Source organism: Thermomicrobiales bacterium (assembly GCA_041390825.1).
GTDB lineage: Bacteria > Chloroflexota > Chloroflexia > Thermomicrobiales > UBA6265 > JAMLHN01.
This window is the reverse complement of sequence record JAWKPF010000025.1, coordinates 1-25,707: the sequence shown is the minus strand read 5'-3', so window position 1 is coordinate 25,707 and position 25,707 is coordinate 1. Positions and strand designations below refer to the sequence as shown.

The window sequence follows — 25,707 nt, the reverse complement described above, 5'->3', positions numbered from 1 at the left end:
CGAAGCTGGTCGCCTGGTTCCCGCTCCCGCGGAGGCAACGAATCCAGCAGGTTGCGTACCGGGGAACGTGGACACGGCGGCCGATTTGACCGCCGTGCCCCAACAGGTTTCGGGATGCCGAGATCGACCTACATTCCCATCGCGTGGTAGCCGTTGTCGACGAAGATCGTCTCGGCGGTGATCGCCTTGGCGCCATCGCTGGCAAGAAAAACGGCCAGTTGGGCAACGTCCTTGGCATTGAAGGTGTCCTTGAGCGGGGCGCGCTCACCGAACATCTCCACCATGGACGAGAAGCCGGGGATTCCGCGGGCTGATGCCGTTTTCACCGGACCGGCGGAAATCGCGTTGACGCGGATCTTTTCCTGGCCCAGGTCATACGCGAGATAGCGAACGGCAGATTCGAGACCGGCCTTGGCGACCCCCATGACGTTGTACTGCGGGAACGCGCGATCGGCGCCGAGATACGTCAAGGTTGTGATGCTTCCCCCGTTTGGCATCAGCGGCACGAGCTTGCCTGAAACGGCGATCAACGAATAGACGCTGACCGACATGGCCGTGTTGAACCCGGCGCGGGTCGTCTCGCGAAACGGATTGGTCAGCTCAGCAGCCGGGGCGAACGCGACACTGTGCACGTAGCCGTCCACCGTGCCGTAGTCTGCCTTCAACCCCTCGACGAGCGTGTCGATCTCCTCGTCATTCTCGACATTGCAGGGATAGAGCTTGCTCTCGGGCGAGTCCTTGATCAGCTTCTCGCAGTCCTTTTTCATGCGTTCGTCGAGATAGCTCAGCGCCAGCGTGGCGCCGGCATCCAGCATGGCCTGGCCGATGGCATAGGCGATGCTCCACGGGTTGGCCACACCCATGATCAGAATTGTCTTTCCTTCGAGTGTGCGGTTGTCGCTCATCGAGCTCTCCTCTCTTCCGTCGTGTCGTTCGGGCGCATCGGGAGGCGGGCACTTACCGACGAATGCCGATCGATGGGCCACCCTGCGAGCATTTTAGTGCATGATAGCGGCCTGGAGAACGATGAGACGACCTGAACCGGTTGGTCACCACGGGAGCATGGCTTGGCACGCATTCCAATTTTCGATGGGCACAACGACACGATTCAGCAAATTGGCGAGGGAAAGCGCTCGTTCTACCGGCGAGGCGCGAAGGGACATCTCGATCTGCCGCGCGCGCACGAAGGAGGCTTGATCGGCGGGTGTTTCGCCATTTTCTGCCCCGATCCGGACGAGGACGTCGCCCAAATGGAACGAGAGGGCTTCGACCCAAGCGAGAAGAAGAAGCATGCGTCGCCGGCGCTCGAGTTCTCCTACGCCTACAACAGCATGGTCGACCAGCTGTTGGGGCTGTACAAGATCGCCGGAGAGTCGGATGGTGAAGTCGCGATCGTCCGAACGACAAACGACATTCGCTACAACATGGGAAGCGACATTTTCTCGATCGAGATTCACATGGAGGGGGCGGACGCCATCGACGACGATCTCGATTCGCTCGAATGGCTCTACATGGCCGGACTTCGCTCGCTTGGCATTGTCTGGTCCCGCCCGAACAACTTCGGCTCAGGAGTGCCGATCAAGCGTACGGGATCACCGGATGTTGGACCGGGCCTGACCGATCTGGGAAAAGCGCTGGTGCGGACCTGCAACGAGCTCGGGGTCCTGATCGACGTTTCCCATCTCAACGAAAAGGGATTCTGGGACGTCGCGTCCATCTCCAGCAAGCCAATCGTCGCGTCGCACTCGAACGCCAACGCACTCGCGCCGGCCGTGCGGAACCTGACCGACAAGCAACTCGACGCGGTCAGGGATTCGAACGGGCTGGTGGGCATCAACTATCACTGTGGATTCCTGCGCAAGGACGGATTCTCGAGTCCGCACGATACATCCCTCTCGCTGATCGCCGATCACCTGATCTATATCGGCGAGCGCATCGGGATCGACAAGGTGGCGCTTGGTTCGGATTTCGATGGCGCTGCGATGCCGGGCGATCTGAAGGACGCGGCCGGAATGCCGAAGTTGATCGATGAGCTGCGGTCGCGCGGATTCGACGACGACGCGCTGAACAAGATCGGGTGGGAGAACTGGCTGCGCGTGTTCGATGCCACCTGGGTGCAATAGGCGCATCATTGATATCGGGCTTGCTCTGATGCGCGTGTGCTACCCTCTGCCGGGTCGCAATTGCGACCCGCTCTATCACCTATTGGCGCATCGCGCAACAGGCTGAATGCCAGAACTTCCCGACAGCCTACAGACCGACAACCACCTGCTTTGGGTGTTGATCGGCGTCAGCATCGCCATGGTCCTGACGCTCGATGCCATCCAGAGCGCGGTCGACGGAGCATGGCCGCATCAACACCGCCCAAGCCGGCTGCTGCCTCACGAGCGGACCGCGCAGTCGATCTGGGGAGTCGTGGCGCTTCTCGTGATTGCCGGGGGATTGCTCCTGATAACCAATTTGGGCATCCTCCTCTGGCAGGACATCGACTACGGTGACAATCTTGTCCTCGGCAGCATCTTGCTTGCCGTGGGATGGGTCGTCTTCATGTTGACCAGCATCGAGTCCTTCGGCATTCGACGGTATCTGTCGTCCATCGGTCCAACCGCGCCGATGGCAGTGATGGTTGTGTTGATTGCCGCCATCGTGCTGCTCGTGCTGAGTCTGCTGGATATCGTGCCGCCGTGGGAGGAATTCCAGGACGCGTTGCCGATCATCTATGCTCCAATGAGATCTATTGCATTGTTGATCGCCACAGGCTGAGCGAAGATGCCTCCGGAGCAACCAACCGATCCGGAAACCCCTCCAAAGCCGACGCGAAAGCGCCAGCCGAAACCGGCAGACCCGAACCAGCAACCGCCAACGAGCAAGCGGTCCGCCAGGGCACCCTCGGCGAAGACCACTGCAGCGGAGTCCGCGTCGAAGCCCAAATCTTCCACCAGCAAGCCCCGGGTGAAAGCAAGCCCTGGCGCTTCTTCAAATGCAGGCTCCAGTTCGGCTCCTCCTGACCAGGCCAAGGCGACGAAGTCAGCGAAGCCGAAAAGCGCGTCCTCCCGCTCCAGGAAGACCACATCGGTCGATACGCTGAGCGGCACATTCGAGCAGAAGCAGGGCGACCCGGAGCTGTATATCGCGCGAACGATCCGGGACGAGCCGGAGAGCGTCGCGCCGATCGACCTGCCGTCGGCGCCGATGTCGGTCACGGATCTCCCGTCGATCGAGGGAACCATCGTCGAGATCGAGCGACACCGGGATTCCCTGTTCGACAACCCGACCTTTCTCGCTTTCTGGCTCTCTCGCTTTCTGGTGCAGGCAGCCCAGGGAGCGCTGATGTACGGGTTGCTCGTGCTGGTCGTCGATTCGACCGATTCGTCGGTGTTCAATTCGATCTTCGTCGTTTGCTCGGTGATTCCCGCCATCATCTTCGGGCTACCCGCCGGAGTCGCCGTCGATACGCTTCCGCGCCGACCGTTGCTGGTGGCGCTGAATCTGGTGCGTTTTCTGTTCGTGCTGGCGCTGGTGGTGCATCCGCCTTCGATCGTTGGCATCTTCGCGACCACGTTGGCAATCTGGCTGATTCATCAGTTCTACGCGCCGGCGGAAAGCTCGACGCTGGCATCGATCGTGCCACGCAGTCGATTGGTCGATGGACAGGCGCTCTCGAATCTGGCGCTCGTCATTGCACAAGCAGTGGGCGTGATCGCAATTGCTCCGCTGCTCCTGAAGACGAGCAGTCCCAGCTATCTCTTTGCGGTCTGCGCTGCCTTCTTCCTCACCGCGGCAGGGCTGGTGCTTCAAATCCACGTCGGCGAACTCAAGGGCCAATTGGCGCAGATGAGCCGGCATCCCGATGGGATACTGGCGACCCTGCTGCGCGGTTTTCGAGTCACCGTGGGTGATTCGGTGCTTTTCCGCGTCACCGCCGCCGATGTGATGGTGGGCATCGGGCTGAGCGCTCTCGTCGTGGTGGCGCCGATCTATCTCAAGCGCATTCTGGATACATCGTCGGAAAACACCGTGTTCGTTTTCGCGCCAGCAGCGATCGGCGTGCTGATCGGGTTGCGGGCGGCTCCCTATCTCGGTCGGTATTTCGGCTTGCGTTGGGTGGCGGTCTATGGGCTGGCGCTCTTCGCGCTATCGATCGCGTCATTCGGATTCCTGAGCGACATTCACTGGCTGCTGGTCGATACCTTCCACATTCCCATCGACCGCATTGCGCATGCGCTCCACTTGCCACCACTCGCGCTGCTGGTGATGCTTTTCTCGATACCGGCGGGCTTTGCGTCTTCGATCGTCGGCGTCGCCGCGCGCACGATAACGCTCGAACGAACTCCGCTCGCTTTCCGTGGACAGGTCATCGCCACGCAATCGCTCGTGCAGAATCTGGGCGCGCTCGTGCCCACCATGCTTGCCGGTATCGCGGCCGATCAGTTGGGCGTCGAACGTGTCGCGATCATCATTGCGGCGTTGATCCTGGCAGGGATCATCGCGGCATTCTTCATCAGCCGCCCAACGGACACCAATCCCGCGCCCGCATAGCGACGATCGCTAGCCTGCTCGAAAATCGACTCGTTTGAACCGCTTCTTGCCAACCTGGAGCAAGATGGCCTCGCGCTCTGAGGGCGCCGGCTGATCGACATCGTCCACCCGGACGCCGTCGATCGAGAGGCCGCCCTGCTGAGCGAGCCTGCGGGCTTCGCCGCGCGAGGCAGTCATCCCAGCCCGTACGAAAAGCTCGGCGATCGGCATCTCCTCAGCCGGAAGCGTGACCGAAGGGATGTTGGGATCGGCCATGCGCGCTTCGATCGAGGAATCCGATGAGAACAGCGCCGCTGCCGCCGCGGCGGCCTCACTGGCGGCAGCCTCGCCATGCGTCAGCGCCGTCACCTCACGGGCAAGCAACTGCTTGGCCGGCCGGAGTGCCTCCCCGTCTCCAGCGGTGATCGCGGCGATCTCTTCATCCGGGACGAAGGTGTAGAGCTTGAGCAATCGCTCCACATCGGCGTCGTCGACATTCACCCAGTACTGGTAGAAGTCATACGGAGAGGTCATCGACCCGTCCAGCCAGACCGAGTTGCCTTCGCTCTTGCCCATCTTTTGCCCACTGGCCGTCGTGAGCAACGGGCTGACCAGGGCGTAGGCTTCCCCTGACTCGACCCTGCGAACCAGGTCGGTTCCCGCCACGATGTTGCCCCATTGGTCCGAGCCACCCATTTGCAGACGGCAGCCAACGGTTTGGAAAAGATGCAGAAAGTCGTATGCCTGCACGATGCGGTAGTTGAACTCGACGAAGTTCAACCCCGCGCCCGACTCGACACGCACCTTGTAGGTCTCAGCGGCCAGCATCTCGTTGACCGAGAAATGCCTCCCGATGTCACGAAGGAACGGGATGTACTCGAGTTTGAGCAACCAGTCGGCGTTGTTCATGAGGAGCGCGGCGGGATTGTCGCCAAAGCGGTCGCCCCGGAAGTCGAGAAATCGATCGAACTGTGGCAGGATGCTCTTGAGGTTCGAACGAATCGACTCCTCGGTGAGCAGCACACGAGTCGAGGTCTTGCCCGATGGATCGCCAACCAGAGCAGTGCCGCCGCCGCCCAGCGCAATCGGACGATGCCCGAAGCGCTGGAGCACAGCCAGCATCATGATGCCAATCTGGTGTCCCACATGCAGTGAAGGCGCGGTTGGGTCGAATCCGATGTAGGCAGTGACGGTCTCCCGCTCGAAAAGCGCCCGTAGCCCGGCTTCATTCGAGATGTCTTGCACGTAGCCTCGGCGGCGCAGGTAATCAACCGGGTTTTCCCCAGCGAGCCGCGCCTGAACGGCGGCGTCACGCGTGTGCGATGCGGTCGAAACGTCAGATGTCGCCATTCAAGAATCCCTGCACATAGCCCGGAATCTGGGACCAGTCTCCGGAGTAGATCCACATCCCTTCGCTGGTGGTATCGCCCCAAACGAAACTATCCAGATCGGTGAACGAAATCGATTCCGCCGTGAACGACGGGGCGGCGAGCGCCAATGCCAGCCGGCGGGATTGTCCCAGATTGTTGCGCACGACCTTGCGGTAGTCCTCGACCAACGTTGGCAATTGGTCGCGGAACTCGTCGGACGTGACCTTGCTGAGCATCGCGAGCAAGACGAGGTGCTGACGCATGACTCGACCGGTGTCGGCGTCCTGATGCCGGGTACGCACGTAGTCGAGTGCATTCAGGCCGTCGAGGTGGATGGTTCCCGCTGGGAAAAAGATCTCCTTGATGCCGTAGTCGGGGGTCGGAAACTCACCGTCGTAGAGATCGTACGGGTTTTCCACGTCGATGCCACCGACAGCGTCGATGATCTCCTCGAACCCCGAAAACGTGGTGGCCACGACGGCGTCTGCAGTGATGCCGAAGTTCTCGGCAACTGTGTCGATCATGGTCTGCGCGCCGTACTTGAACTCGGAGTTGTGTGCTTTCGAGCCAAAGTCGTAGGTGCGGGTGATCTTGTCGTATCCGAAGCCAGGAATGCTGACATACAGATCGCGCGGCACGCTCACCGCGCGGACGGTCGCGTTCGGGACGTCGATCCTGGCGATCATGAAAACGTCAGCGTTTTCCGGCTGGTCCGGTTCGCGCGAATCGAGCCCTGCCGCCAGCACGGTCAGCTGGGTGATATCAGCGGGAGTGACGTCGTCCTGCGCGAGGGCGCGCTTGATCTTGTATCTGACCGAAAGCAGCGCAAATGGCAGCGCCGCGACTCCTCGCACAATGGTGCGCCGTTTGATTGGAAACGCCATGGACCCTGACCTCTAGTTCGACGAACGTGCCCTGTGCGCTCCACCGCGCAGCCGGGGCGCACCGACGGTACCACCGGGATGGCACGTTGGCAAGGAATCCGGCCCTCTGTCCGCGCGGCCGTGCAGCTCGCGATCGTCGACGGCAGCTTCTCTGCCTTCGAACATGAGATCGAGGGGCACACCGACCTGATCGCGACCCAGCGACTCAGCACGATTCGGCATGCAGCCACTATCATCGTGCTCGAAGCGGCAGAAGCGGAGATCGGCTGATCGAGTTTCATGAGCTTCCGGGGTGTAGTTGAGGAGCGTCGCGCGAGGCGGTGCGACGAAGGTGCGCCCCAAGCCATCCTGTCCTGGGCTACACTCCCAAATCCGCGCGGTGAGGCGTGGACGATTTCGCACTATCGAGGGAAATCAATGAGCCAGGGCGGAACGCCAACGATCGACGATCTGGAAGCGAAGATTCGCTCGATTCCGAACTTCCCGAAACCCGGCATTCTCTATCGGGACATCACACCGCTGATAGCAGACGGTCCGTATTTCAAGGCGGCGGTCGATCTGATGGCAGCGCCCTATGAGTCGGTCGATCACATTGTTTCGATCGAGAGCCGCGGATTCGTCTTTGGCGCTCCGATGGCATATACCCTCGGCGCCGGCCTGGTGACCGTGCGCAAGGTGGGTCGGCTCCCTGGCAATACCCTGCAGGAAGACTACGAGCTGGAATACGGCGTCAACACGGTCGAGATCCATTCCGACGCCATCAAGCCCGGTCAGCGCGTGGTCATCGTGGATGACCTGCTGGCAACCGGCGGCACCATTCGGGCCGCGATCAACCTGGTCGAGCGTCTCGACGCGGAACTCGTCGGGGTGTGCGTGCTCATCGAGCTCAGCGAGCTCAATGGGCGCAAGAAGCTCGAAGGGCACGACGTGCGGAGCTTGATCGTTTTCTAGCGCCGCGTCTCCGAGCACCGACTGCAACCAAACGAGGGGCGCCACGACGCTGCCATCGCAGCGCGGGCGTCCCATCTTTGTGCGATCCGATCACCACCTGACTCAGGACACGTTTCTCAAACGCGTTCAGTTGCACTCTTCATTGCGAAGAAAGTCATGCGCCGCTTCTCCGAGCCGCTGCGCGCCCAGCCGAATGCGATCGACTGGCAGGGACGAGAAACTCAGCCGAAGCTCGTTGTATTGGACGTCTCCCAACGGATAGAACCAGGAACCTGGCAGATACGCCACATCGTGTTGGGCGGCGGTGATCAGCAATTGATTGGCCGATACGTTTTCTGGCAGGCGAATCCAGAGGAAAAAGCCGCCGCCGGGAACGTTCCATTCGATCTCTGACGGCATGGAGGCCTGCAGACCTTCCAGGAGAACGTTGCGGCGAGCGCCGTAGAAATCGCGCAGGCCAGCGACATGCTGATCGAGAAATCCGTCCGCAGCGTGATACACCGTGCGCGTCGCGATTCGGTTGCTGTGGATGTCGGCGCCTTCCTTGGCCATGAGGAGAAGATCCAGCATGTCCGGCGGTGGCACCATCCAGCCGACGCGCAGACCGGGCGCGATCGTCTTCGAGAAGGATCCGAGATAGACAACCGAGGGGTGATCGGCGCGGAGCGCGGGGACCGGCGGTTGGTCATACCAAAGCTCGCCGTAGGGGTCGTCTTCGATGATCAGAAGATGCCGGCGTTCGGCAAGCTCGAGCAGCGCGTCACGTCGCTGAAGCGAGATCGAGGCCCCAGTTGGGTTTTGGAACGCTGGAATGGTGTAGAGCAATTTCGGTTTTCGCTCCAGCCGTTCGAGCCGTTCTTCGAGCGCGACCACGTCGATGCCGTGATCGTCCATGGGAACCACTGCGTAGTCGACTTCGTAGGCATCGAAGGTCTGCATCGCGCCGATGTACGTTGGCCCCTCGACCAGGATCGAGTCGCCGGGATCGAGCATGAGCCGCGCGATCAGGTCGATTCCCTGCTGGCTCCCGTTCGTGATCATGATCTCGCCGGGCGATGCGCATATCCCCCGCACCTGCATGCGCTCGGCAATCAGTTCACGCAGCGGCGCGAATCCCGCCAGTTCTCCGTAGCCGAGGTTCCCGGGTGCGTCCGACCAGGCGCGCCCCGCTGCTTCCTGCAGTCGCGCGAACGGCTGAACCTCGGCGTTCGGAGCTCCGTCGCCGAAGTAGATCGCGTCTGGCCGGTCTCTTATGAGGTCCGTTGCCTCCGACCATGGAGAGTTCTCGAACGCGCGCGCGCGCGACGCACGCATGCGGAGGTGATTGGCAACTCGGCTCGTGCCCTGCTGACTCATGAACGGAACATCGTTTCCACTTGCGCGCCATTCGGGCGCGCCAAATCCCACCTATCGGTTACATCCCGCAGCAGGCTTCGCGATGATATGGGCGTGCGAGATGATCGTCAATTGTCGCGCACGACCACGTGACCGGCAGTCACGCCATTGTGTGGACCAAATCGCCAGTTGCCAATCGGATGGTAGCGTACGTACAATGCACGCACGCATATCCCGAGTCACCGATCAGGCGGAACCGTGCCTCATGTCACAGGATGTGGCTGACCAGAATCGACCCGTCCAGAACTGGGCGAACCTGAACATCGAGCGGGGGATCGTCGATCTCTATGCACGACGAGTAGCGCTGGCCGCAGAGCACCGCACAGCCGACCAGCAGGATGCGCTCGATCGCCTGGTCGTCACCAAGCCGTTCGGGCGGCCATTCACCGCGCAGCCGTCGTTTCCGCCAGATCCTGCCGAGGATGCCGGCGCCCAGGCCAGCGGCCTGGCTGGTCTGCGGCGACGGCTTGCTGGCGGAACCTCACCCACACGGAAGTTCGCAACCTCCTGATCCCTCTCTGACAGTGCGCTTCGTTATAATCCGGGCATCACGGAGCCGGAGTCGTCGATTTCGGCGCTCGACTGACGTCAGAGGAGCCTACGATGTCCGACACTGTTGCCAAATCTCGCTATTTCGTGGGCGATACCGTCGAGGTCCACATGCCTCGCGGCCACAACAAGCGCGGTGTGTGGGGCATCAGCGTGCTCTACACGACGTCGCCGGAGGCGAAGTTTGACGGCGCTGTCGGGAAGATCGTCGAGATCAACCCGGAAGGGCCGTACACCATTCCCCTCTACCTGGTCGACTTTCGCGATAGTGGAAACAAGGCCGCGATCCCCTGGCAAGCGCAGTGGTTTCGGGAAGAGTTCCTCCGGCCAGCGAAGGCCAAGTCGCGCGCGTCCTGACGCACAGGGCCGATCGGCCTCTGTCCCTGGCTCGACAATATAGCGCCAGGGATGTCGGTCCCGTTCGCATTTGAACGCACCAACCAGTTGCCCGACCTGAACGAACGGCCGGAGTTTTCGCTCCGGCCGTTTTCGCGCTGTGATCTCGGCGGCTAGATCTTCGCGAGCGCCTGGTCGAGGTCCGCGATGATGTCGGAGACGGTTTCGAGGCCCACCGAAAGGCGAACGTAGTCCGGCGAGACACCGGTGGTCGCCTGCTCCTCCTCAGTCAGCTGGGAATGCGTCGTCGACGCCGGATGGATGATCAGCGACTTGGAATCACCGATATTCGCAAGGTGAGAGAAGAGTTTCACGTTCTCGATCAGCTTGCGTCCAGCGTCGGCGCCGCCGCGCACGCCAAATCCGAGAATCGCGCCATAGAGTCCGTTGCGGAAGTACTTGCTTGCAGTCTTGTACGCGGGATGGCCAGGAAGACCCGGATAGTTGACCCAGGACACCTTCGGATGCTCGGTCAGGAAACGCGCGACTGCATGCGCGTTCTGGCTGTGGCGCTCCACACGCACAGCCAAACTCTCCAGCCCCGCGATGAAGAGCCAGGCATTGAACGGGCTGAGCGCCGCTCCGGTGTCCCGCAAGAGATGTGTGCGCGCCTTGATGATGTACGCGATGTTTGCGCCGAAGTTGGCTGGACTGAACACATCGTTGTAGACAAGCCCGTGGTAGCTCGGATCCGGGGTCGTGAAATCCGGGAAACGCCCCGACGCGCCCCAGTCGAACTTGCCGCCATCGATCAGGACGCCGCCGATCGCCTGACCATGACCGCCGATGAACTTCGTTGCAGAGTGGACGACGATGTCGGCGCCATGCGCCAGCGGGTTCAGCAGATAGGGCGTCGGGATCGTGTTGTCGATGATGAGGGGGATGCCTGCTGCATGGGCCACGTCGGCGACCGCTTCGATATCGAGAGTCAACAGATCCGGGTTGCCGACGGATTCTGAATAGACCGCTTTCGTCTTGTCGGTGATGGCGGCCTTGACAGCGGCGGCGTTCGGCTCGGTGAAGATCACCTTGACGCCCATCTTCGGAAGCGTGTAGTGGAAGAGGTTATAAGTGCCGCCGTAGAGGCTCGTGGTGGAAACGACTTCATCGCCGGCATTGGCGATGTTCTGAATGGCCGCGGTTTCGGCCGCCTGACCAGAGGCGAATGCAAGCGCCGCCGCGCCGCCTTCGAGCGCGGCAATCCGCTTTTCGAAGACATCGGTGGTCGGATTCATCAGACGCGTGTAGATGTTTCCAAATTCCTTGAGCGCGAACAGATTTGCTGCATGTTCCGGACTATCAAAAACATACGAGGTGGTCATGTGAATCGGAACCGCACGCGATTTGGTCGTGGGATCGACCTCCTGGCCGGCATGCAGCGCCTGGGTTTCGAATCCGGGTTGTGTTTCGGTCATGCGTTCTCCTCTTTCTGCCGGGGCGCCAATCGCCCGGCACTCGTTCCTATGTTGCGTTCGACTCACCCATGACGGGCAACGTGAGATTCGGGTTGCTCGAGCTGGTCGAGCGAAGCAGTAACGAAGGGTCCGATGGCGTCGGTCATCATCTCCCACTCCTTGAGAAAGGCATCGTGGCCATCGGGTGAATCGAGCTCGATGTATGCGACGTCCTTCCCCCGCGCGGCGACCTGCTCGCCCAACTCGATAACGCCTGCTGCTGGGTAGAGCCAATCGCTGCGAATGCCGAGCAGCAACATCGGCGCGGCAATACGGTCGAGCCATTCTTCGACGCCGCCATCGCGATAGAGATCATAGAGATCCATGGCGCGGGTCAGATAGAGATGGCTGTTGGCATCGAACCGGCGCACCAACGCGGCGCCGTGATAATGGACGTAGCCCTCGACATCGAACGTGCCGCCAAATGACGGATACAGGCTGGGGCGGGTGGCCGGTTTGCGCCCAAAGCGCGCGCCCATGCTCTCTGTAGAGTGGAACTGCGTCATCGCGATCATACGCGCAATCGCGAGCCCGTCAGCGGGAAACACCCCTTCACTGGCGTACTCTCCGCCTCGCCAATCAGGGTCGGCCATGATCGCCCGGCGGCCAGCTTCGTTGAGCGCGATGGCCTGGGGGCCAAGTGCGGCTGTGGCTGCCACGGGCACGGAAGCGCGCACGAGCTCGGGATGACGAGTCGCCCACTCCAGCGCCTGGCATCCACCGATCGAACCGCCAATGGCGATCAGGCCGCGAATGCCGAGCGACTCCACGAGACGCCGCTGGACGGTCACCATGTCGCCGATGGTGATAAGCGGAAAGCGCATTGCATACGGCCGGCCGGTGAGCGGATCGATCGATGCTGGGCCAGTGGTGCCCTGACAGCCGCCAAGGATGTTCGAACAGATGACGAATGCACGGTCGGTGTCGATGGCTCGGCCGGGTCCGATCAACGGTTCCCACCAGCCGCCGTCGTTGGCCGCGTTGCTGTCGCCAGTAAGGGCATGCAGGACGAGAACCGCGTTGTCCCGATGCTCGTTCAGAGTTCCCCAGGTGCGGTAGGCAACCGTGACACTGGGGAGGATGCCGCCGAGCTCGAGCTGCACTGGACCCGTGGTGAACCAACGGAGCTCGCCGTTCTCAGCCTCGCCGGACATGTTCAATGGCGGCAAGAGCTGCAGATGAGAACCGCGCTCGAGTTCGGCGCCGGTATCTGGCGCTTGCATTGGAAAGAAAATCGAACCGTCGAATCGTTGCTTCACGCGTTGTGCCCGTTCATCTGGCCAGTTGGCCGGTGCAGGTTCAACAAAAAACCCCTGCCGGGGGTGACAAGGGTTGCGCGAATGCAGCAGTCCCTTATCTCGCGAGTTTCCTCGCCGGAATTGGCACCTTGCCGCGCAATGCGGGGCAGGCTGCCGGGCTTCACAGGGCCGTATCCCTCCACCTCTCCTGATAAGGATTGATATTCAGTTGTTGACTGAGAATTTAGCGATTTGGCAGGCCGGTGTCAAGACGTGCGGAGGGGAAATGTGCCGGAGCCCCGACGTTTCGGCTCATATCAGTCACGCCTTGGCCCAGATTGTCGAGCTGGTCTCCTGCAATCTCCCATCCCGGGTTTCGTAGAACGTATCGAAGCCGACGCGATCGAGAAATGCGCGGTCATGCGACACGGCAACGATCGTGCCTGGATAGCGCCGAAGCGCCGACTCGAGTTGCTCGATGGCCGGAAGATCGAGATGGCTGGTCGGTTCGTCCAGGACCAGCACGTTCGCCCCGGCCGCTGCCATACGCGCGAGCTCGAGCCGGATGCGCTCGCCAGCGCTTAGCTCGCCCACCGGCTTGAAGACATCGTCACCAGCAAAGTGGAACTGAGCCAGCAGGTTTCGCAGTTCGGTCTCGCTGCTGGCATCGACGCTGCGCAGCGCGTCGAGCACGGTCGATTTCAATCGCACACCGGAGCGCAGGAGTTCCTGGTTCAGGTACCCGAACTGGATTCCCGGCGCTCGATAGACCCTCCCGGCAGCAGGCTCGATCTCCCCAAGGAGCGTGCGCAGCAAGGACGTCTTTCCGCTGCCGTTGTCGCCAACAATGGCAATGCGGTCTCCACCTCGTATGGTGAGATCGACGCCGCGCAAGATCGTGCAATCGCCAGGCGCAATCGAAAGACCTTCTGCAGCGATCAGCGTTCGTCGGTCGCTGAATGCGGCGCCAACAATGCCGTCCAGGTAAATGGGCTTATCGTTCTCGGGCCGCTCTAAATGGTCCTCGCTTGCGAGGTCGCGCTCCAGGCGATGTTTCTGAACGGTCGCGCGACGGGCGATGCCTTTGGCGACCTTCCGGTAGTGAAAGTGAATCGTCTCCTGCTCGATGCCGCTTGCGGCCTGATCGAGCTTGCGGATGGCAGCCTCAGTCCTGGCGATGGCGTCTTGCTGATCCTGATACGCCATCTCATGCTGCCGGCGCTCGCGGGCCCGTTCATGCGCATAGAAGCTGTAGTTGCCCGGAAACGACCGAAGCGTGTGCGTACGATCATCGAGCTCGAGGATGCGGGTTACCGTTGTATCGAGGAACCGGCGATCGTGCGAAACAACCAGCATCGAAACCGGCGAGCGCAGCACAAAGCTCTCCAGCCATTCAAGGGCGGGAAGGTCGAGATAGTTCGTTGGTTCGTCGAGCAAGATGAGCGACGGCTCGGAGATCAGCAATGGCTCCCAGCATGACGCGGGTCTTCTGTCCGCCGCTCAGTTGGAGAAATGGCTGGGCGTCCGAGATCGATCCCAGCCCCAACCCATCTCGAATTGCGGCGATGCGCGCCTCGACTGCCCACCCGCCGGCAGCCTCGAACGTGTCGACTGACTTCCTGCGTAGCGTCCCATGTGGTCATTTGAGGCTCGCTTCTCAGCGGAGAGCTGCTCCAACGCGCGCCCATGGCATCCCGGGCAGCGGTCCATCCGCTCGCGCCACGCGCCAGCATGTCGAACACAGTGGCGTTGCCGGTATCGAACGGGACTTGCGGCAGGTAGCCGATCGCTCCGCCGCCAATGAACTGGATCGAGCCGGAGGTCGGTTTTCGCCGCCCGGCAATGAGTTGCAGCAGGGTCGACTTGCCGGAGCCATTGGCGCCGACGAGCCCGACCTTTTCACCCACCGGAATCGAGAACGTGACGTCGTCCAGGATGCGAATGCCGTCGATATCAAATGTGACTGCATTGACTGAAAGCATGCACGGGTTTCCATCGCGGAACCGCGCCGAGTCCTGTGGAATGCGTCAACTGGAAAAGGAGCGTACAGAATCCCGTGAGGGGAGAGAACGGCTGCGGGCAGGCTCCAGAACAGAGACAGCTCACCATCAGGCATCGGCCCAAATCCGCTCGTAAACGGATGGACAAGAACGCTGATGTGTGAACTAGTCCGTCAACGGAGACCTCCTGCGAAACCTGTCGCTATGGTCGCAGAACCCAGGTCATTCCGTCAACTTGTTTGGCGCTTGATACTACCCAGCAGACCGCGGACCAGTTGGCGTCCAATTTCACGGCCCACCTGATTCGACGCCGACGCAATGACATCGTCGAATGGGCTCTTCTGCTGCCGCTTATGCGAGGTCGTGGTCTTCTTCTTGGACTCTTTTTCCAGTTCGGCCTGTCGCTTCGCTTCCAGTTCGTCGATTTCGGCCTGTTTCTTCGCCAGCTCGGCGTCGGCCTCGTCCTGCTGATGTTTCGCCTCGATCATCTCGGCGGCAGACATGGTGTCGACCGCGGTGGCGTACTTGAGTCCGTAGGTAGAGGCCTGCATGACCGCGGCTCGTTCAGCGTCTGTGATCGCCCCGACCCGACTGCGCGGCGGAATGATCAAAGCACGCTGCACCACACCTGGAGCCCCTTTGTCATCGAGGAAGGAAAGCAGCGCTTCGCCGACCTGCAGTTCCGTGACGGCGGTTTCGACATCCAGGTCTGGGTTCGTGCGAAACGTCTCGGCAACGGCGCGAATCGCTTTCTGGTCGCGCGGGGTATAGGCGCGCAACGCGTGCTCCACACGGTTGCCAAGCTGCCCGAGGATGACCTCGGGAATATCGATCGGCATCTGCGTGATGAAGAAGACGCCCACGCCCTTCGAGCGAATCAGTCGTACGACTTGCTCGATCTTGTCACGCAACGGTTTCGGCGTGTCTTCGAAGAGCAAATGCGCCTCGTCGAAGAAAAAGACGAGATTCGGCTTGTCCGGGTCGCCAACCTCAGGCATGGACTCGAACAGCTCCGAAAGGAGCCAAAGGAGAAAGGTCGAATAGGCGATTGGCGACTGGTAGAGCGTTGCGGCGGCAAGCACGTTGACCTGCCCCATGCCGTTCGCGTCGGTCTTGACGAAATCGCTCAGATCGAGCCCCGGTTCGCCAAAGAACTTGTCGACGCCTTGCTGCTCCATCGTCAGGACAGCGCGCTGAATTGCGCCGACCGACTGCACCGAAACGGTTCCGTAGTCCTTGAGAATATTCTTGCGGTTGTCCGCCACTTCACCCAGAAGCGCTCGCAGGTCCTTGAAATCGATCAGTGGATAGTTCTGCGCATCGGCCCAGGCGAAGACGATCTGCAGCACACCCGCTTGCGTGTCGTTCAACTGCATGAGACGGGCCAGCAGGACCGGGCCCATTTCAGAGACCGTGGTGCGGACCTGATGCCCTTGCACCCCATAGATGTCCCAGAACACGACCGGGTAGCCACGGGGCGTATAGTCCGGAATGGCCATTTCGGCCAACCGCTGATCGACCTTCTCGTTGCCGCCGCCCGGTTGCGAGAGACCCGCCAGATCGCCCTTGACATCAGCCACGAAGACCGGGGTGCCGATTTCCGAAAATCGCTCGCACATGGCCTGGATTGTGACCGTCTTGCCGGTACCGGTTGCTCCGCAGACGACTCCATGCCGGTTGGACATGCCCGGCAAGAGGTCGACATTCTCGGCTCCCGATTTCGCAATCAACAACGGCTCGACCACGCCAGCTCCCTTTCAATAGCGAATGTCCTCTATAGGGAAAGTATGCCCGAAACTAGCGTTCGTACGCGAGCAGGTCGAGCCAGTCGAGCTCGGACCGGCTGAGTGCGATATCGAGAGCGGCCACATTTGCCGCAAACTCTTGCGGGTTCTTTCCTGCCGTGATGGCGTAGACATCGACCTGTTGCTCGAGGATGAACGACAGCGCGATTTGCGCCACGGTGACGCCCTTCTCTTCGGCCAGCACTTCGGCGCGGCGCAACCGCTCGAAGTTGTCATCCGAGCCATACGTCTCGAGCACAAAGCATTCGAAGTCGTTGGCCGGTTCGCCGCGTTGGTCACTCCGGAACTGGCCTGAAAGAAAACCGTGCGCGAGGCTCGACCAGGCGAAGACCGGCATTCGGGTGGTCCGATACCAGGCACGGGACGAGGCGTTGCCTGGTCCGCTGATGCTGACCGTGTTCGCCCAGGGGGATGCGATCTGGTCGGCCAGGCTGTAGTTCGGACTGCTGGCGGTGAACGGTTCCATGCCGTGTTCGCGCGCAGAGCGGTTTGCAGCCTGGATCCGCTCGACCGTCCAGTTCGAGGCACCAATCGCGCCGATCTTTCCGGCAGTGATATGCGCGTTGAGCGTTCCGATGATCTCTTCCACCGGCACGTCCGGGTTGTCCCGGTGCAAGAAGTAGAGATCGATCCGTTCGAGCCCTAGCCGCGCCAGCGAATCATGCAGATCGGCGGTGAGATCGAACGGCGTCACACGTTGCCGGTCAGGCGTATGGTGGCATCCCTTCGTGATGACCAGCACCTGATCCTGATTTCTTCGCTCCGCCATCCATCGGCCAAGCAGGCGTTCGGCATCACCCTGGAGATAGCTCTGGGCGGTATCGAACGTGGTGCCACCGAGCTCGAAGATGGCGTCCAGCAGCGCAAACGACGCTGCAGGATCGGCAGGGTCGAGCACAGTAGTCCCCTGCACGACCCGCGCGACCGGCTTGTCGACCGATGACAGCGTCCCATATTTCATGGCATCGTCCCGAGTTTGCCTGCCGTTTCAAGAGCGTGGGCGGTCCGGATACCGAACCGCCCGCGCGTTCGCCATGCACACAATAGCAGCGGGCGCGCTACTCGGTCCGCAGCCATACCTCCATTGGGCCAGCCTCGCGGTTCGCCCAAACGAAGTACGGGATCAGCTCGACCGTGCGAACCTCCCCTGCATCACGTCCAGGCGCACAATCTGCAGACAAGTAGAGCTGCGTGCTCCATGCGTCACTTGGTGGCTCCAGGACGACATCCGTCGTGAGAACCGTAACGCCACCGAGCAGATCAGGTCTGTGCTCGACAGAGACGTGCGGCGATGACGGCAGCCTGGCATCACGCGGATCGATACCGGAATTGCCTGCCTGTTCCAGACAATAGAGCAGTGGTCCACGCATGACCGCGGTTCGTCCGCGATTCTCGAACAGATTCGGATGTGAAACCAGGAACCGGACAGCCATAGGAAAGTCGATTTCGACCTTGTCGCCCGGAGTCCACATGCGGCGAATCTCGAGATAGGACCCGGGGGAGACGTTGTCGACCATCGAACCGGCGGCTTTCGCGGTCGCCCCATGCGCCCAAGATGGAATGCGCAAGAAAAGGGAGAACTCCCCCGCGCTATCGACTGTTATGTCGATTGTGCCGTTCCATGGATAGTCAGTTCGAAGAGAGATCTTGACCGAATGGCCGCTATCGAGGACGAGGTCGAGGTCCGACTGGGCGTAAAGGTGAAGCCAGACACCCTCAGGAGACGTGGTCGCGAAATATCCACTGAGCTGGGCGAGAGTGCGAGCGATGTTCGGAGGGCAGCAGGCACAATCGAACCAAGGTTCACGTCGGTGATGTCCATCGTCGGACAACGGGTTTTGATAGAAGTACAGATCGCCGCTGATAGAAATGCCCGGCAGCATAGCGTTGAACAGGGTGGTTTCGATCAAGTCGGGATACTTGGCGTCGCCGGTGATCAGGAGCATCCTCCAGTTCCACATCACACTGCCAATCGCCGCACAGCTTTCTGTGTACGCGCGCTCGTTCCCAAGTTCGAGATCGCGCCCGAACGCCTCACCATCCCAGCGCGACCCAATACCGCTGCTGACATAGATGCGCCGATGCGTCATGTTGTCCCAGAGACGGTCGAGGGCAGCCCTGATCGAATCGTCGCCCACCTCGGTATAGATATCGGCGGCGCCAGCGGTGAGATAGACCTGCCGCACGGCATGCCCAACCACCTCGCTGGCATCTCGAAAGGGTACGTGGTCCTGATGATACTCATCTCCGCCGACCAGACCGTGGCCGCGCGCATCCAGGAAGTAGAGCGCTTGATCGATGTAACGCTGGTTGCCTGTAGCGCGGCCAAGTTCGACGAGCGCCAGTTCGACTTCTTCATGACCATCGGTGCCGGGTGTTTTGCCCTCGGATTCGGGACCGAACGTGTCGCAGATCAAGTCCGCGAACTTGCAGCAAATATCGAGCAGATTCGTCTTGCCAGTAGCTCGAAAATGGGCCACCCCGGCCTGAAAGAGATGCCCGGCACAATAGAGCTCGTGAGTAACCGTGAGATTGGTCCACCGTTTTTCGAGCTGATCGACGGTGTAGAAGTTGTCGAGGTAGCCATCTGGCAACTGGGCCGCCGCCACAATCGCGATGACGTCGTCCACAAGCCTGTCCAGCTCCGCATCGTAGTCCATCGCGAGTGCCCAGGCAGCAGCCTCGAGCCATTTGTAAACGTCGGAGTCATTGAAGTAGCGACCATAGAAGGGACCATCGAGCGTTCCTGCCCCACGCCGGAAGTTGTCCAGCCGTTGGCTGCTCTCCAGGAGCGCATGCTGTTCGGGAATAGTGCGTTCGGATGTCAACTTGCGGCGCGGCTCCCAGATGGGATCTGAGAGGCGTACGTCGCTCACGGCCACGGGGCGCAACCTCGCAAATGGACTGGCAGAAGTATCGACAATAACTGCCTTGGTACGGATCTCGGTCGACATAGTTCCTCCTGATGTGCACAGCACTCGCTTGCCGCCCGGATCTGCAGGCGGGAAATCAGATACTCGTTGCCCTTGAAACGGAGTCCTTTGGATCGATAAGTCGTGCGGGGGACCCGCTTCGTTACTCGGTCCCCAGTTCACGACCTGCGCGCTACCCTTTCACGCCTGTCAATACGACGCCGTGCACGAAGTAGCGTTGCGCGACGATGAATACCAGGATGGTCGGAACCGTCATCAGGGTCGACGCTGCCATGAGATAGGCCCAATTGGTCGTGTAGTTACCCATGAAAAGCGAAAGCCCCAGGGACACGGTGTACTTCGAGGTCGAAGTGATGTAAATCAGGGGCGCGAGGAAGTCGTTCCAGGTATCGAGGAAGACAAACACCGCCACCACTGCCAGCGCCGGCTTCGACAACGGCAGAACGATCTGCCAAAAAGTTCCGGAACTCAGAGGCCCCATCCAGCTTGGCCGCATCGCTCAAGTCACGCGGTATGGTCCGGAAAAACTGCCGTAACAGAAAGATGAAGAAGACACTACCGCCGAACCAGTTCGGGACGATGAGCGGGAGCCACGAATCGAGCCAACCAAGCTCGCGAAATTCGATGTACCGCGGGATCATCAGCACGGAAAATGGGAGCATCAACGTGGAGAGCAGGATCATGAAGATGACGTCTCGCCCTGGAAAACGTAGCCGTGCGAAGGCATAGGCTGCCATCGAGGCAGTCAACAGCACACCCGCAATATTGAAACCCGCAATGATGAGCGTGTTGGTCGCGAACCGCCCGAACGGATAGGCGGAGAGTGAATCGCTGAAATTGCTCCAGATTGCTGGATCGGGCAGCCACTCCGGCGGATAGGTAAAGATCTGTTTGCGGCCCTTCAACGCGGTGCTGACCATCCAGAAGAGCGGTGCAAGCAAGATCAACGACACCCCGATCAAGACCAGGTAGATCAGACCGTTGCGTACCCCATGGCGGACCGTTTTGGAGCGATGCGAGGGTCCCGCGCTGATGTAGGCTCCCGAGTCAGCACTCATGACTCTGTCTCCTTCGGGCTATTTCCCCTCGTCCTCGTAGTAGACCATGCGGCCGAACGAGCGGAAGACGAGGAGTGAGATCGCAAGAATGATGAAAAAGAGCACCCAGGCCAACGCGGAGGCGTAGCCCATACGGAATTGATCGAAGGCGCGATCGTAGATCATCAGTGTGTAGAAACGGGTCGAGTTCTGCGGGCCGCCCTGGGTGATGATGTAGGCAGAAGTGAAGACCTGCAGTGCGCCAATCACGCCCAACACGAGATTGAAGAAAATCACCGGGGACATCATCGGAATCGTGACCGTGCCGAGCCGGCGGAAGAAACCAGCGCCGTCGAGTTCGGCAGCTTCGTAGAGATGTTCTGGAATTCCCTGCAGCGCAGCCAGGTAGATCACCATGGTTGCTCCGAATCCCCAGAGTGAGATGATCACCATCGCGGTCATGGCATAGCGCGGTTCCTGGAACCAGAGGATCTTCGGCAAGCCGAGCTTCCTCAAATAGAAGTTCAGCAAACCGAACTCCGGGTTGAAGATCCATCCCCACAGAAATGCCCCAGCAGCGGCCGGAATGACAACCGGGAGATAGAAGGCCGAACGGAAGAACTTGACTCCGCGCACGTTCGTGTTGAGCAGCATTGCAGTGGCGAAGCTGAGAATCTGGAAGAGCGGGACCAACAAAATCGCGTATGTGAACGTCGCGCGAAGGGATGTCCAGAAAAGATCGTCGTGCCAGATCTCCCGATAGTTGCCGAGACCCACCCACTCCGCGGGATTGCGCATGTCCCAGGTATGAAAACTCATCCAAAGGGAATAGAACATCGGTCCAGCCGTCCAGAGCAAGAAGCCCAGCACGGCAGGCAGGATGAAGACATAGCCGATAAGGGCCTCACGGCGGCGAAGCGAGATACCCGAACGGCGCCCGGCCGCGACCGAAGTCGCGACCGGCGCGGAAACGGACGAATCAAGAGAAGCCATCTGGCATTCCGAGATGCTAGACCGCTTCGATCAGCTTTTGCTTCTCGAGCAAGAGCGCGCTGACTTGATCGGCCACACCAGAATCGACCAAAGCCTCTTGCGCGGTCTGTTCGCCAATCCAGACCGGGTCGAGCGCTGCTTGCAAGAGCTGGTCAGACTCGGTGTATCCCGCAGGATAGAAGAGCGCCTTCCCGTAGTTCAGCACATAGTCAGACGCAATCTGTCCATATCCTTCCGGGTGCACATCTGGAGTGAGCCATTCGGCCTGCCCCTCCTCCGAGAGCAAGCTGGTATGGCTCGGCAGCCAGAGCCCTGCCTGGCAGAGACCGAGCTGATACTCATTGGACGACAGGTATTGCAGCAGACTCCACGAGGCTTCGGGCTGATCGGTGTCGGCGCTTATCACATGGCAGTGAGCCAACATGACCGTAGCTGGTTCTGCGAGCACAGGCAGCACACCGCAGCCGAACGCGAAATCGAGCTTTGAAATGTCTTGCAACGCCCAGGAACCGTCGATAATGATGGCGACGTTGCCCGTGGCCAATGCTGTCCATGCATCCATGCCCATCTGCTCAAAAGCGGCCGGGACTGGTGCGATCTGATGCACAAGCTGCAGATCGGCGACCTGCTGGATGGCAGCCACCGACTCTGGCATGCCCCAGCCAGAGGTGTAGTCAGTGCCATAGGTGTAGCCGCCGTTCGAATAAATCGCTGCTGAAAGCGCGATGAAGTAGGTCGGCCAGCTCACTCCCCATTGCCGGACATTGTTGATGTCAAATCCTTCGTCGCCTGGGTGGCGTCCCTCGGAGTCGAGAGTCAACAAGCGACCGGCTTCGAGGAACTGATCCCAGGTCCAGGCTTGTGCCGGATCAGAGGAAGGCGGGTCGACTCCGGCCTCAGCCAGGAGATCGGTGTTGTAGTAGATGTGTGGCGCAACCCAACACGAGCCAATACCGAACCACTTGCCATTGACCGTGGCGCGCTCGGTTTCCTGAGGTTGCAGAAAGTAATCAGGGGCGCCAAGGATCGGATCGCTGCTCACCAGTTCGGTGATGTCTTTGACCGCACCAATTGCAACGAAGTCCTGCAGGTTCGTGGCCCAAAAGACATCCGGCGCTGTGTTGCCGGCAATGGCGGTCTTGAGCTTGGTGTCGTACTCGTCGGGAACATGGATCCACTCGACCGCGATATCCGGATTGGCCTCCTGGAAAACCTGGAGCCCCTTTTCGACATTCTCTTGCTCCAGTGGACTACCCCAACCCATCATGCTGATCTCGACCGACTCCTGCGCCGCCGCCGAGTGGGAAGACCGGCCACCGATCATGGCCATTCCAGTCACTCCGGCGCCGGCAAGTGCGGACGCTCGCAAGAGTGATCGACGGGTCGCTGTGAGACTCAAAGTGCTCGATTTGGCGCGATTCATGCGGTACCTCCAATGGTAAAGCGATGCGCTGTGAACTCGTGTCTCGATGGGAACGAAATCAAACGTCTCGGGGCAGACCTCCTTACACCGAACGAAGTCTCTGAAGTGGCGGGGTTGGCCAATTGACACGCATTGTTCGGGACAAATCCCCAAACGCTGCATGTCCCTTGCCTACGATGACCGATTGACACGAAACGCGAACACTGTTATCTAAACGATTAGACTGAGCGTACCAGCGGAGCGGCGTGCTTGTCAACCCAGCCAAGCGTGCATACTTCGCGGCCGATGTATTGAGCAAGGAATGGTGAACCTTGGCAGGGCGAAAGCGAGCCACAGTGCGGGATGTCGCCGAACGGGCCGGCGTCTCGACCGCGGTCGTTTCTTATGTCATCAACGACGGTCCGCGTCCCACTTCGCCAGAGGTGCGCGTGCGTGTCCGGCAGGCGATCGAGGAGCTCGACTACCACCCCAACAGCGCTGCACGGGGCTTACGTGCAAATCGCACCCATACAATTGCGTTCGCGACACACGACTTTCGCCCCACCGAGAGCTTTTTCTCGACCTATCTCGGTGTGATGCTCTCAGCCATGACGCAAGAGCTCCAGGACCACGGCTACTATCTCCTGCTATTTCCATTACCGATCGGGGATAGCCATTCTGCGCTACGACAACTCTTGCGGGAGAGACGTGTCGATGGCATTGCGGCAAGGTTCGTGACGGATCCCCCAGCAACTGACTCGGTGCTCGAGGTCATTCGCGAAAGTCGGGTACCCTGTGTTTGTGTCGAACGCCCTGGAGACACCAGATTCGGATTTCCGTCCGTGTCGTATGACGATCGTGCCGGCGCACGGTTGGCGGTCGAGCACTTCCTGGCCCAGGGGCATACCCGCATCGCCCATATTCACGGCGATCTGCGCTACTCCTCGGCTCAACGGAGACTCGAGGCATATCTGAGCACGTTGCAGGATCATGGAATCTCCCCGGACCCTCAGCTCATCGTTGGCTCTCCGTGGAGCACCCGCGACGCAAATCTCGCGACCCACTCGCTTCTCCAGCTCGACCAAGCACCGACCGCGATCTTTGCGGCGAGCGATGAACTGGCTATCGGCGCGGTGCAAGCAATCGAGCATTCCGGTCGGAGCGTTCCCGGCGATGTCGCGGTGATTGGGTTCGATGATGTATCGCTCTCCAGCGAAATGACACCGCGTCTGTCTACCGTGCGATTGCCTTTGGGGGAAATGGGGCGCCGAGTTGCCCAGATGCTCACGATGCCTAACGCCGGCGAGGGTCCCGCTGACGAAGTGTCATTGCCGGTCGAACTCCTGCTGCGTGAGACAACCTGACCCGCGAACGTACGGCCAAGCTGGCGAGAACTGGAGCGCGCAGCTTGCGCTGATGGGCGATCAGGATGTATAAGAGAGACTGTGGTCGGGACAGTTCGATTGTCCTTGGCTTTTTTGTTCCCCGGTCCAGCACGCATGGCGTGTTGGGTAGGGTTCGCTGGAGGACGTCGCGATGACAATCATGTTCCGCGTGGAGGGTCCTCCCCGCTCTCCGCTGCGGCGGCCAGAGCGGTAGCAGAGCCGTTCGGGGTCGCCAACATTTCGTAAACAACTTCATCGCTTCATGCGATAGATTCTCGATGGGACTCGTCCCATCGTTGCCCGTGTTGACGGGGAGTAGTACAGAGTTCGTTCATCCAAGCGACTCGGGGATAGTGGAAGCCCGAGACCGATGGACAGCTCTCGAACGCGCCCCCGAGCGGCCAGCCGAAGAAAGGGCAACAGCCCAAGTAGGTCTGGGTGAGTGGCGCACACGCAAGTATTCGCCGAGAGATACCTGGCTCCTCATGCCAGGCAAGAAGGGTGGTACCGCGGGCCTCGACGCTGCTCGCCCCTTCCGCTCGCACGCCGCGAGCAACGCGCGTCTCGGAGTTTTCGAGAGCCGGAAGGGAGCCACCTTGGCCGATTCCACTGTCCCAGTCCATTTGCATGCGCCCGCCGGGGCTAGCCCGTCGGAACAGTTGCGCGCCCAGGCGAAGAATCTCCAGATCGTCGACCGTCTGAGCGACCTGCAGCAGAAATCGCTGGGTGGCGGCACTCCGGAGAAACTCCGCACCTTCACCGTCAGCACTCGCCTGCGGGGCCGCAGCCTGGTGGAAGACAGCGACCTTACGACTGACGAGATCCTGGACCTGTTGGACACGGCGGCACGCTTGAAGCGGATGCATCGCCAGGGCGAAGCGCACACCTATTTGCCCGGCAAGACGCTGGGGATGGTTTTCCAACATCCCAGCACGCGCACCCGGGTGTCGTTCGAGGCGGGCATGGCCCAGCTCGGGGGCACCGCCATCTACCTGGGTGTGAACGATCTGCAGCTTCGTCGGGGCGAGACTGTTTCTGACACCGCCAAGGTGCTCGGACGGTATGTCGACGTCCTGGTGGCGCGCGTGAAGCTGCACAGCGACATCCAGGAGCTCGCCGCGAACGCCGGAATCCCGGTCATCAACGGTCTTTCCGATCAGTTCCATCCAACGCAGGCGTTGGCCGATCTCCTGACCCTGCAAGAGAACTTTGGCCGATTGCCGGGGCTCAAGATCGCGTACGTGGGCGACGGAAACAACGTAGCCGTTTCACTCATGTTGGCGGCGGCGTCGGTCGGTGTCAGCGTTCGAATGGCAAATCCGATCGGCTACGAGCCGCCCGCCGAGATCGTGACGCAGGCAACCTGGTTGGCGGCGGCCAGCGACGCGACGCTGGAG

General features: G+C 60.7%; 24 protein-coding genes and 1 riboswitch. Of the genes, 9 read left to right on the top strand and 15 right to left on the bottom strand.

Translation table 11 applies throughout. The features are described from left to right. Positions 1 to 128: 128 nt before the first annotated feature. A complete protein-coding gene (locus R2855_13840; GenBank protein ID MEZ4532085.1) occupies positions 129 to 905 on the bottom strand; it encodes an enoyl-ACP reductase in 777 nt (258 codons plus the stop codon). A 162-nt stretch (positions 906 to 1,067) separates the two neighbouring features. On the opposite strand from R2855_13840, the gene R2855_13835 reads away from it, so the two are divergent. The 3 genes from R2855_13835 (at position 1,068) to R2855_13825 (ending at position 4,539) form a co-directional block, all read left to right on the top strand. Continuing rightward, entirely contained in the window at positions 1,068 to 2,123 is a 1,056-nt protein-coding gene (locus tag R2855_13835) for a dipeptidase (GenBank protein ID MEZ4532084.1), read from the top strand. A gap of 106 nt (positions 2,124 to 2,229) precedes the next feature. Then, the gene (locus R2855_13830) at positions 2,230 to 2,763 is read left to right on the top strand and encodes a hypothetical protein (GenBank protein ID MEZ4532083.1); all 534 of its coding nucleotides are present in this window, start codon (positions 2,230 to 2,232) and stop codon (positions 2,761 to 2,763) included. A gap of 189 nt (positions 2,764 to 2,952) precedes the next feature. Next, entirely contained in the window at positions 2,953 to 4,539 is a 1,587-nt protein-coding gene (locus R2855_13825) for an MFS transporter (GenBank protein ID MEZ4532082.1), read from the top strand. A gap of 9 nt (positions 4,540 to 4,548) precedes the next feature. On the opposite strand, the gene tyrS is transcribed toward R2855_13825, so the two are convergent. Together tyrS and R2855_13815 are read right to left on the bottom strand one after the other, a co-directional pair. Then, entirely contained in the window at positions 4,549 to 5,868 is a 1,320-nt protein-coding gene (gene tyrS / locus R2855_13820) for a tyrosine--tRNA ligase (GenBank protein ID MEZ4532081.1), read from the bottom strand. Continuing rightward, the gene (locus tag R2855_13815; protein MEZ4532080.1) at positions 5,855 to 6,772 is read right to left on the bottom strand and encodes an LCP family protein; all 918 of its coding nucleotides are present in this window, start codon (positions 6,770 to 6,772) and stop codon (positions 5,855 to 5,857) included. Before R2855_13815 ends, tyrS begins: the two co-directional genes overlap by 14 nt. A 78-nt stretch (positions 6,773 to 6,850) precedes the next feature. Between R2855_13815 and R2855_13810 the strand changes: the two genes are divergently transcribed. Both R2855_13810 and R2855_13805 read left to right on the top strand, forming a co-directional pair. Next, positions 6,851 to 7,042, top strand: coding sequence for a hypothetical protein (locus R2855_13810; GenBank protein MEZ4532079.1), 192 nt, complete (start codon positions 6,851 to 6,853; stop codon positions 7,040 to 7,042). 147 nt (positions 7,043 to 7,189) lie between these two features. Then, a complete protein-coding gene (locus tag R2855_13805; protein MEZ4532078.1) occupies positions 7,190 to 7,723 on the top strand; it encodes an adenine phosphoribosyltransferase in 534 nt (177 codons plus the stop codon). Positions 7,724 to 7,849: 126 nt separating this feature from the next. Here the strand turns inward: R2855_13805 and R2855_13800 are convergent, their stop codons facing one another. Further along, positions 7,850 to 9,079: a PLP-dependent aminotransferase family protein gene (locus tag R2855_13800; protein MEZ4532077.1), complete on the bottom strand. Its 1,230-nt coding sequence runs from the start codon at positions 9,077 to 9,079 to the stop codon at positions 7,850 to 7,852. Between the two features lie 244 nt (positions 9,080 to 9,323). On the opposite strand from R2855_13800, the gene R2855_13795 reads away from it, so the two are divergent. Beyond that, entirely contained in the window at positions 9,324 to 9,629 is a 306-nt protein-coding gene (locus R2855_13795) for a hypothetical protein (protein ID MEZ4532076.1), read from the top strand. A 92-nt stretch (positions 9,630 to 9,721) separates the two neighbouring features. Next, the gene (locus R2855_13790; GenBank protein MEZ4532075.1) at positions 9,722 to 10,024 is read left to right on the top strand and encodes a hypothetical protein; all 303 of its coding nucleotides are present in this window, start codon (positions 9,722 to 9,724) and stop codon (positions 10,022 to 10,024) included. Positions 10,025 to 10,176: 152 nt separating this feature from the next. Here the strand turns inward: R2855_13790 and R2855_13785 are convergent, their stop codons facing one another. From R2855_13785 to R2855_13735, 11 genes are all read right to left on the bottom strand, one after another. Beyond that, positions 10,177 to 11,478, bottom strand: coding sequence for an O-acetylhomoserine aminocarboxypropyltransferase/cysteine synthase (locus tag R2855_13785; protein ID MEZ4532074.1), 1,302 nt, complete (start codon positions 11,476 to 11,478; stop codon positions 10,177 to 10,179). 62 nt (positions 11,479 to 11,540) lie between these two features. Next, positions 11,541 to 12,776 carry a homoserine O-acetyltransferase gene (locus tag R2855_13780; GenBank protein ID MEZ4532073.1) on the bottom strand — a complete coding sequence of 412 codons (1,236 nt, stop codon included), beginning with the start codon at positions 12,774 to 12,776 and terminating at the stop codon, positions 11,541 to 11,543. 91 nt (positions 12,777 to 12,867) lie between these two features. Further along, a riboswitch (SAM riboswitch) is annotated at positions 12,868 to 12,973 on the bottom strand. 103 nt (positions 12,974 to 13,076) lie between these two features. Further along, on the bottom strand, positions 13,077 to 14,219 hold the full coding sequence (locus R2855_13775) for an ATP-binding cassette domain-containing protein (protein MEZ4532072.1): 1,143 nt from the start codon (positions 14,217 to 14,219) through the stop codon (positions 13,077 to 13,079). Continuing rightward, positions 14,213 to 14,737 carry an ATP-binding cassette domain-containing protein gene (locus R2855_13770; GenBank protein ID MEZ4532071.1) on the bottom strand — a complete coding sequence of 175 codons (525 nt, stop codon included), beginning with the start codon at positions 14,735 to 14,737 and terminating at the stop codon, positions 14,213 to 14,215. Before R2855_13770 ends, R2855_13775 begins: the two co-directional genes overlap by 7 nt. A 248-nt stretch (positions 14,738 to 14,985) precedes the next feature. Next, positions 14,986 to 16,500 (bottom strand): helicase HerA-like domain-containing protein, encoded by a 1,515-nt coding sequence (locus R2855_13765; GenBank protein ID MEZ4532070.1) that lies wholly within the window; start codon positions 16,498 to 16,500, stop codon positions 14,986 to 14,988. A gap of 52 nt (positions 16,501 to 16,552) precedes the next feature. Beyond that, the gene (locus R2855_13760; GenBank protein MEZ4532069.1) at positions 16,553 to 17,521 is read right to left on the bottom strand and encodes an aldo/keto reductase; all 969 of its coding nucleotides are present in this window, start codon (positions 17,519 to 17,521) and stop codon (positions 16,553 to 16,555) included. A gap of 97 nt (positions 17,522 to 17,618) precedes the next feature. Then, positions 17,619 to 19,436: a glycoside hydrolase family 127 protein gene (locus R2855_13755; protein ID MEZ4532068.1), complete on the bottom strand. Its 1,818-nt coding sequence runs from the start codon at positions 19,434 to 19,436 to the stop codon at positions 17,619 to 17,621. A gap of 229 nt (positions 19,437 to 19,665) precedes the next feature. Beyond that, positions 19,666 to 19,899, bottom strand: a complete 234-nt coding sequence (locus tag R2855_13750) for a hypothetical protein (protein MEZ4532067.1) — start codon at positions 19,897 to 19,899, stop codon at positions 19,666 to 19,668. Next, positions 19,793 to 20,551, bottom strand: a complete 759-nt coding sequence (locus R2855_13745) for a carbohydrate ABC transporter permease (GenBank protein ID MEZ4532066.1) — start codon at positions 20,549 to 20,551, stop codon at positions 19,793 to 19,795. Before R2855_13745 ends, R2855_13750 begins: the two co-directional genes overlap by 107 nt. A gap of 18 nt (positions 20,552 to 20,569) precedes the next feature. Continuing rightward, positions 20,570 to 21,523, bottom strand: coding sequence for a sugar ABC transporter permease (locus tag R2855_13740; GenBank protein ID MEZ4532065.1), 954 nt, complete (start codon positions 21,521 to 21,523; stop codon positions 20,570 to 20,572). Between the two features lie 16 nt (positions 21,524 to 21,539). Beyond that, positions 21,540 to 22,946, bottom strand: coding sequence for a sugar ABC transporter substrate-binding protein (locus tag R2855_13735; GenBank protein ID MEZ4532064.1), 1,407 nt, complete (start codon positions 22,944 to 22,946; stop codon positions 21,540 to 21,542). A gap of 311 nt (positions 22,947 to 23,257) precedes the next feature. Here R2855_13735 and R2855_13730 point away from each other — a divergent pair, with 311 nt between their 5' ends. Further along, positions 23,258 to 24,289 carry a LacI family DNA-binding transcriptional regulator gene (locus tag R2855_13730; GenBank protein MEZ4532063.1) on the top strand — a complete coding sequence of 344 codons (1,032 nt, stop codon included), beginning with the start codon at positions 23,258 to 23,260 and terminating at the stop codon, positions 24,287 to 24,289. Positions 24,290 to 24,906: 617 nt separating this feature from the next. Further along, positions 24,907 to 25,707 (top strand): hypothetical protein (locus tag R2855_13725; protein MEZ4532062.1); only part of this gene is annotated, 801 nt, incomplete at its 3' end.

Excerpts from the sequence above, each read along its gene's own strand:
- R2855_13740 (MEZ4532065.1), bottom strand. The coding sequence starts at position 21,523 with ATGGCTTCTCTTGATTCGTCCGTTTCCGCGCCGGTCGCGACTTCGGTC.
- R2855_13805 (MEZ4532078.1), top strand. The coding sequence starts at position 7,190 with ATGAGCCAGGGCGGAACGCCAACGATCGACGATCTGGAAGCGAAGATT.
- R2855_13745 (MEZ4532066.1), bottom strand. The coding sequence starts at position 20,551 with ATGAGTGCTGACTCGGGAGCCTACATCAGCGCGGGACCCTCGCATCGC.
- R2855_13810 (MEZ4532079.1), top strand. The coding sequence starts at position 6,851 with ATGGCACGTTGGCAAGGAATCCGGCCCTCTGTCCGCGCGGCCGTGCAG.
- R2855_13830 (MEZ4532083.1), top strand. The coding sequence starts at position 2,230 with ATGCCAGAACTTCCCGACAGCCTACAGACCGACAACCACCTGCTTTGG.
- R2855_13735 (MEZ4532064.1), bottom strand. The coding sequence starts at position 22,946 with ATGAATCGCGCCAAATCGAGCACTTTGAGTCTCACAGCGACCCGTCGA.
- R2855_13840 (MEZ4532085.1), bottom strand. The coding sequence starts at position 905 with ATGAGCGACAACCGCACACTCGAAGGAAAGACAATTCTGATCATGGGT.
- R2855_13790 (MEZ4532075.1), top strand. The coding sequence starts at position 9,722 with ATGTCCGACACTGTTGCCAAATCTCGCTATTTCGTGGGCGATACCGTC.
- R2855_13795 (MEZ4532076.1), top strand. The coding sequence starts at position 9,324 with ATGTCACAGGATGTGGCTGACCAGAATCGACCCGTCCAGAACTGGGCG.
- R2855_13815 (MEZ4532080.1), bottom strand. The coding sequence starts at position 6,772 with ATGGCGTTTCCAATCAAACGGCGCACCATTGTGCGAGGAGTCGCGGCG.
- R2855_13760 (MEZ4532069.1), bottom strand. The coding sequence starts at position 17,521 with ATGAAATATGGGACGCTGTCATCGGTCGACAAGCCGGTCGCGCGGGTC.
- R2855_13800 (MEZ4532077.1), bottom strand. The coding sequence starts at position 9,079 with ATGAGTCAGCAGGGCACGAGCCGAGTTGCCAATCACCTCCGCATGCGT.
- R2855_13785 (MEZ4532074.1), bottom strand. The coding sequence starts at position 11,478 with ATGACCGAAACACAACCCGGATTCGAAACCCAGGCGCTGCATGCCGGC.
- tyrS (MEZ4532081.1), bottom strand. The coding sequence starts at position 5,868 with ATGGCGACATCTGACGTTTCGACCGCATCGCACACGCGTGACGCCGCC.
- R2855_13770 (MEZ4532071.1), bottom strand. The coding sequence starts at position 14,737 with ATGCTTTCAGTCAATGCAGTCACATTTGATATCGACGGCATTCGCATC.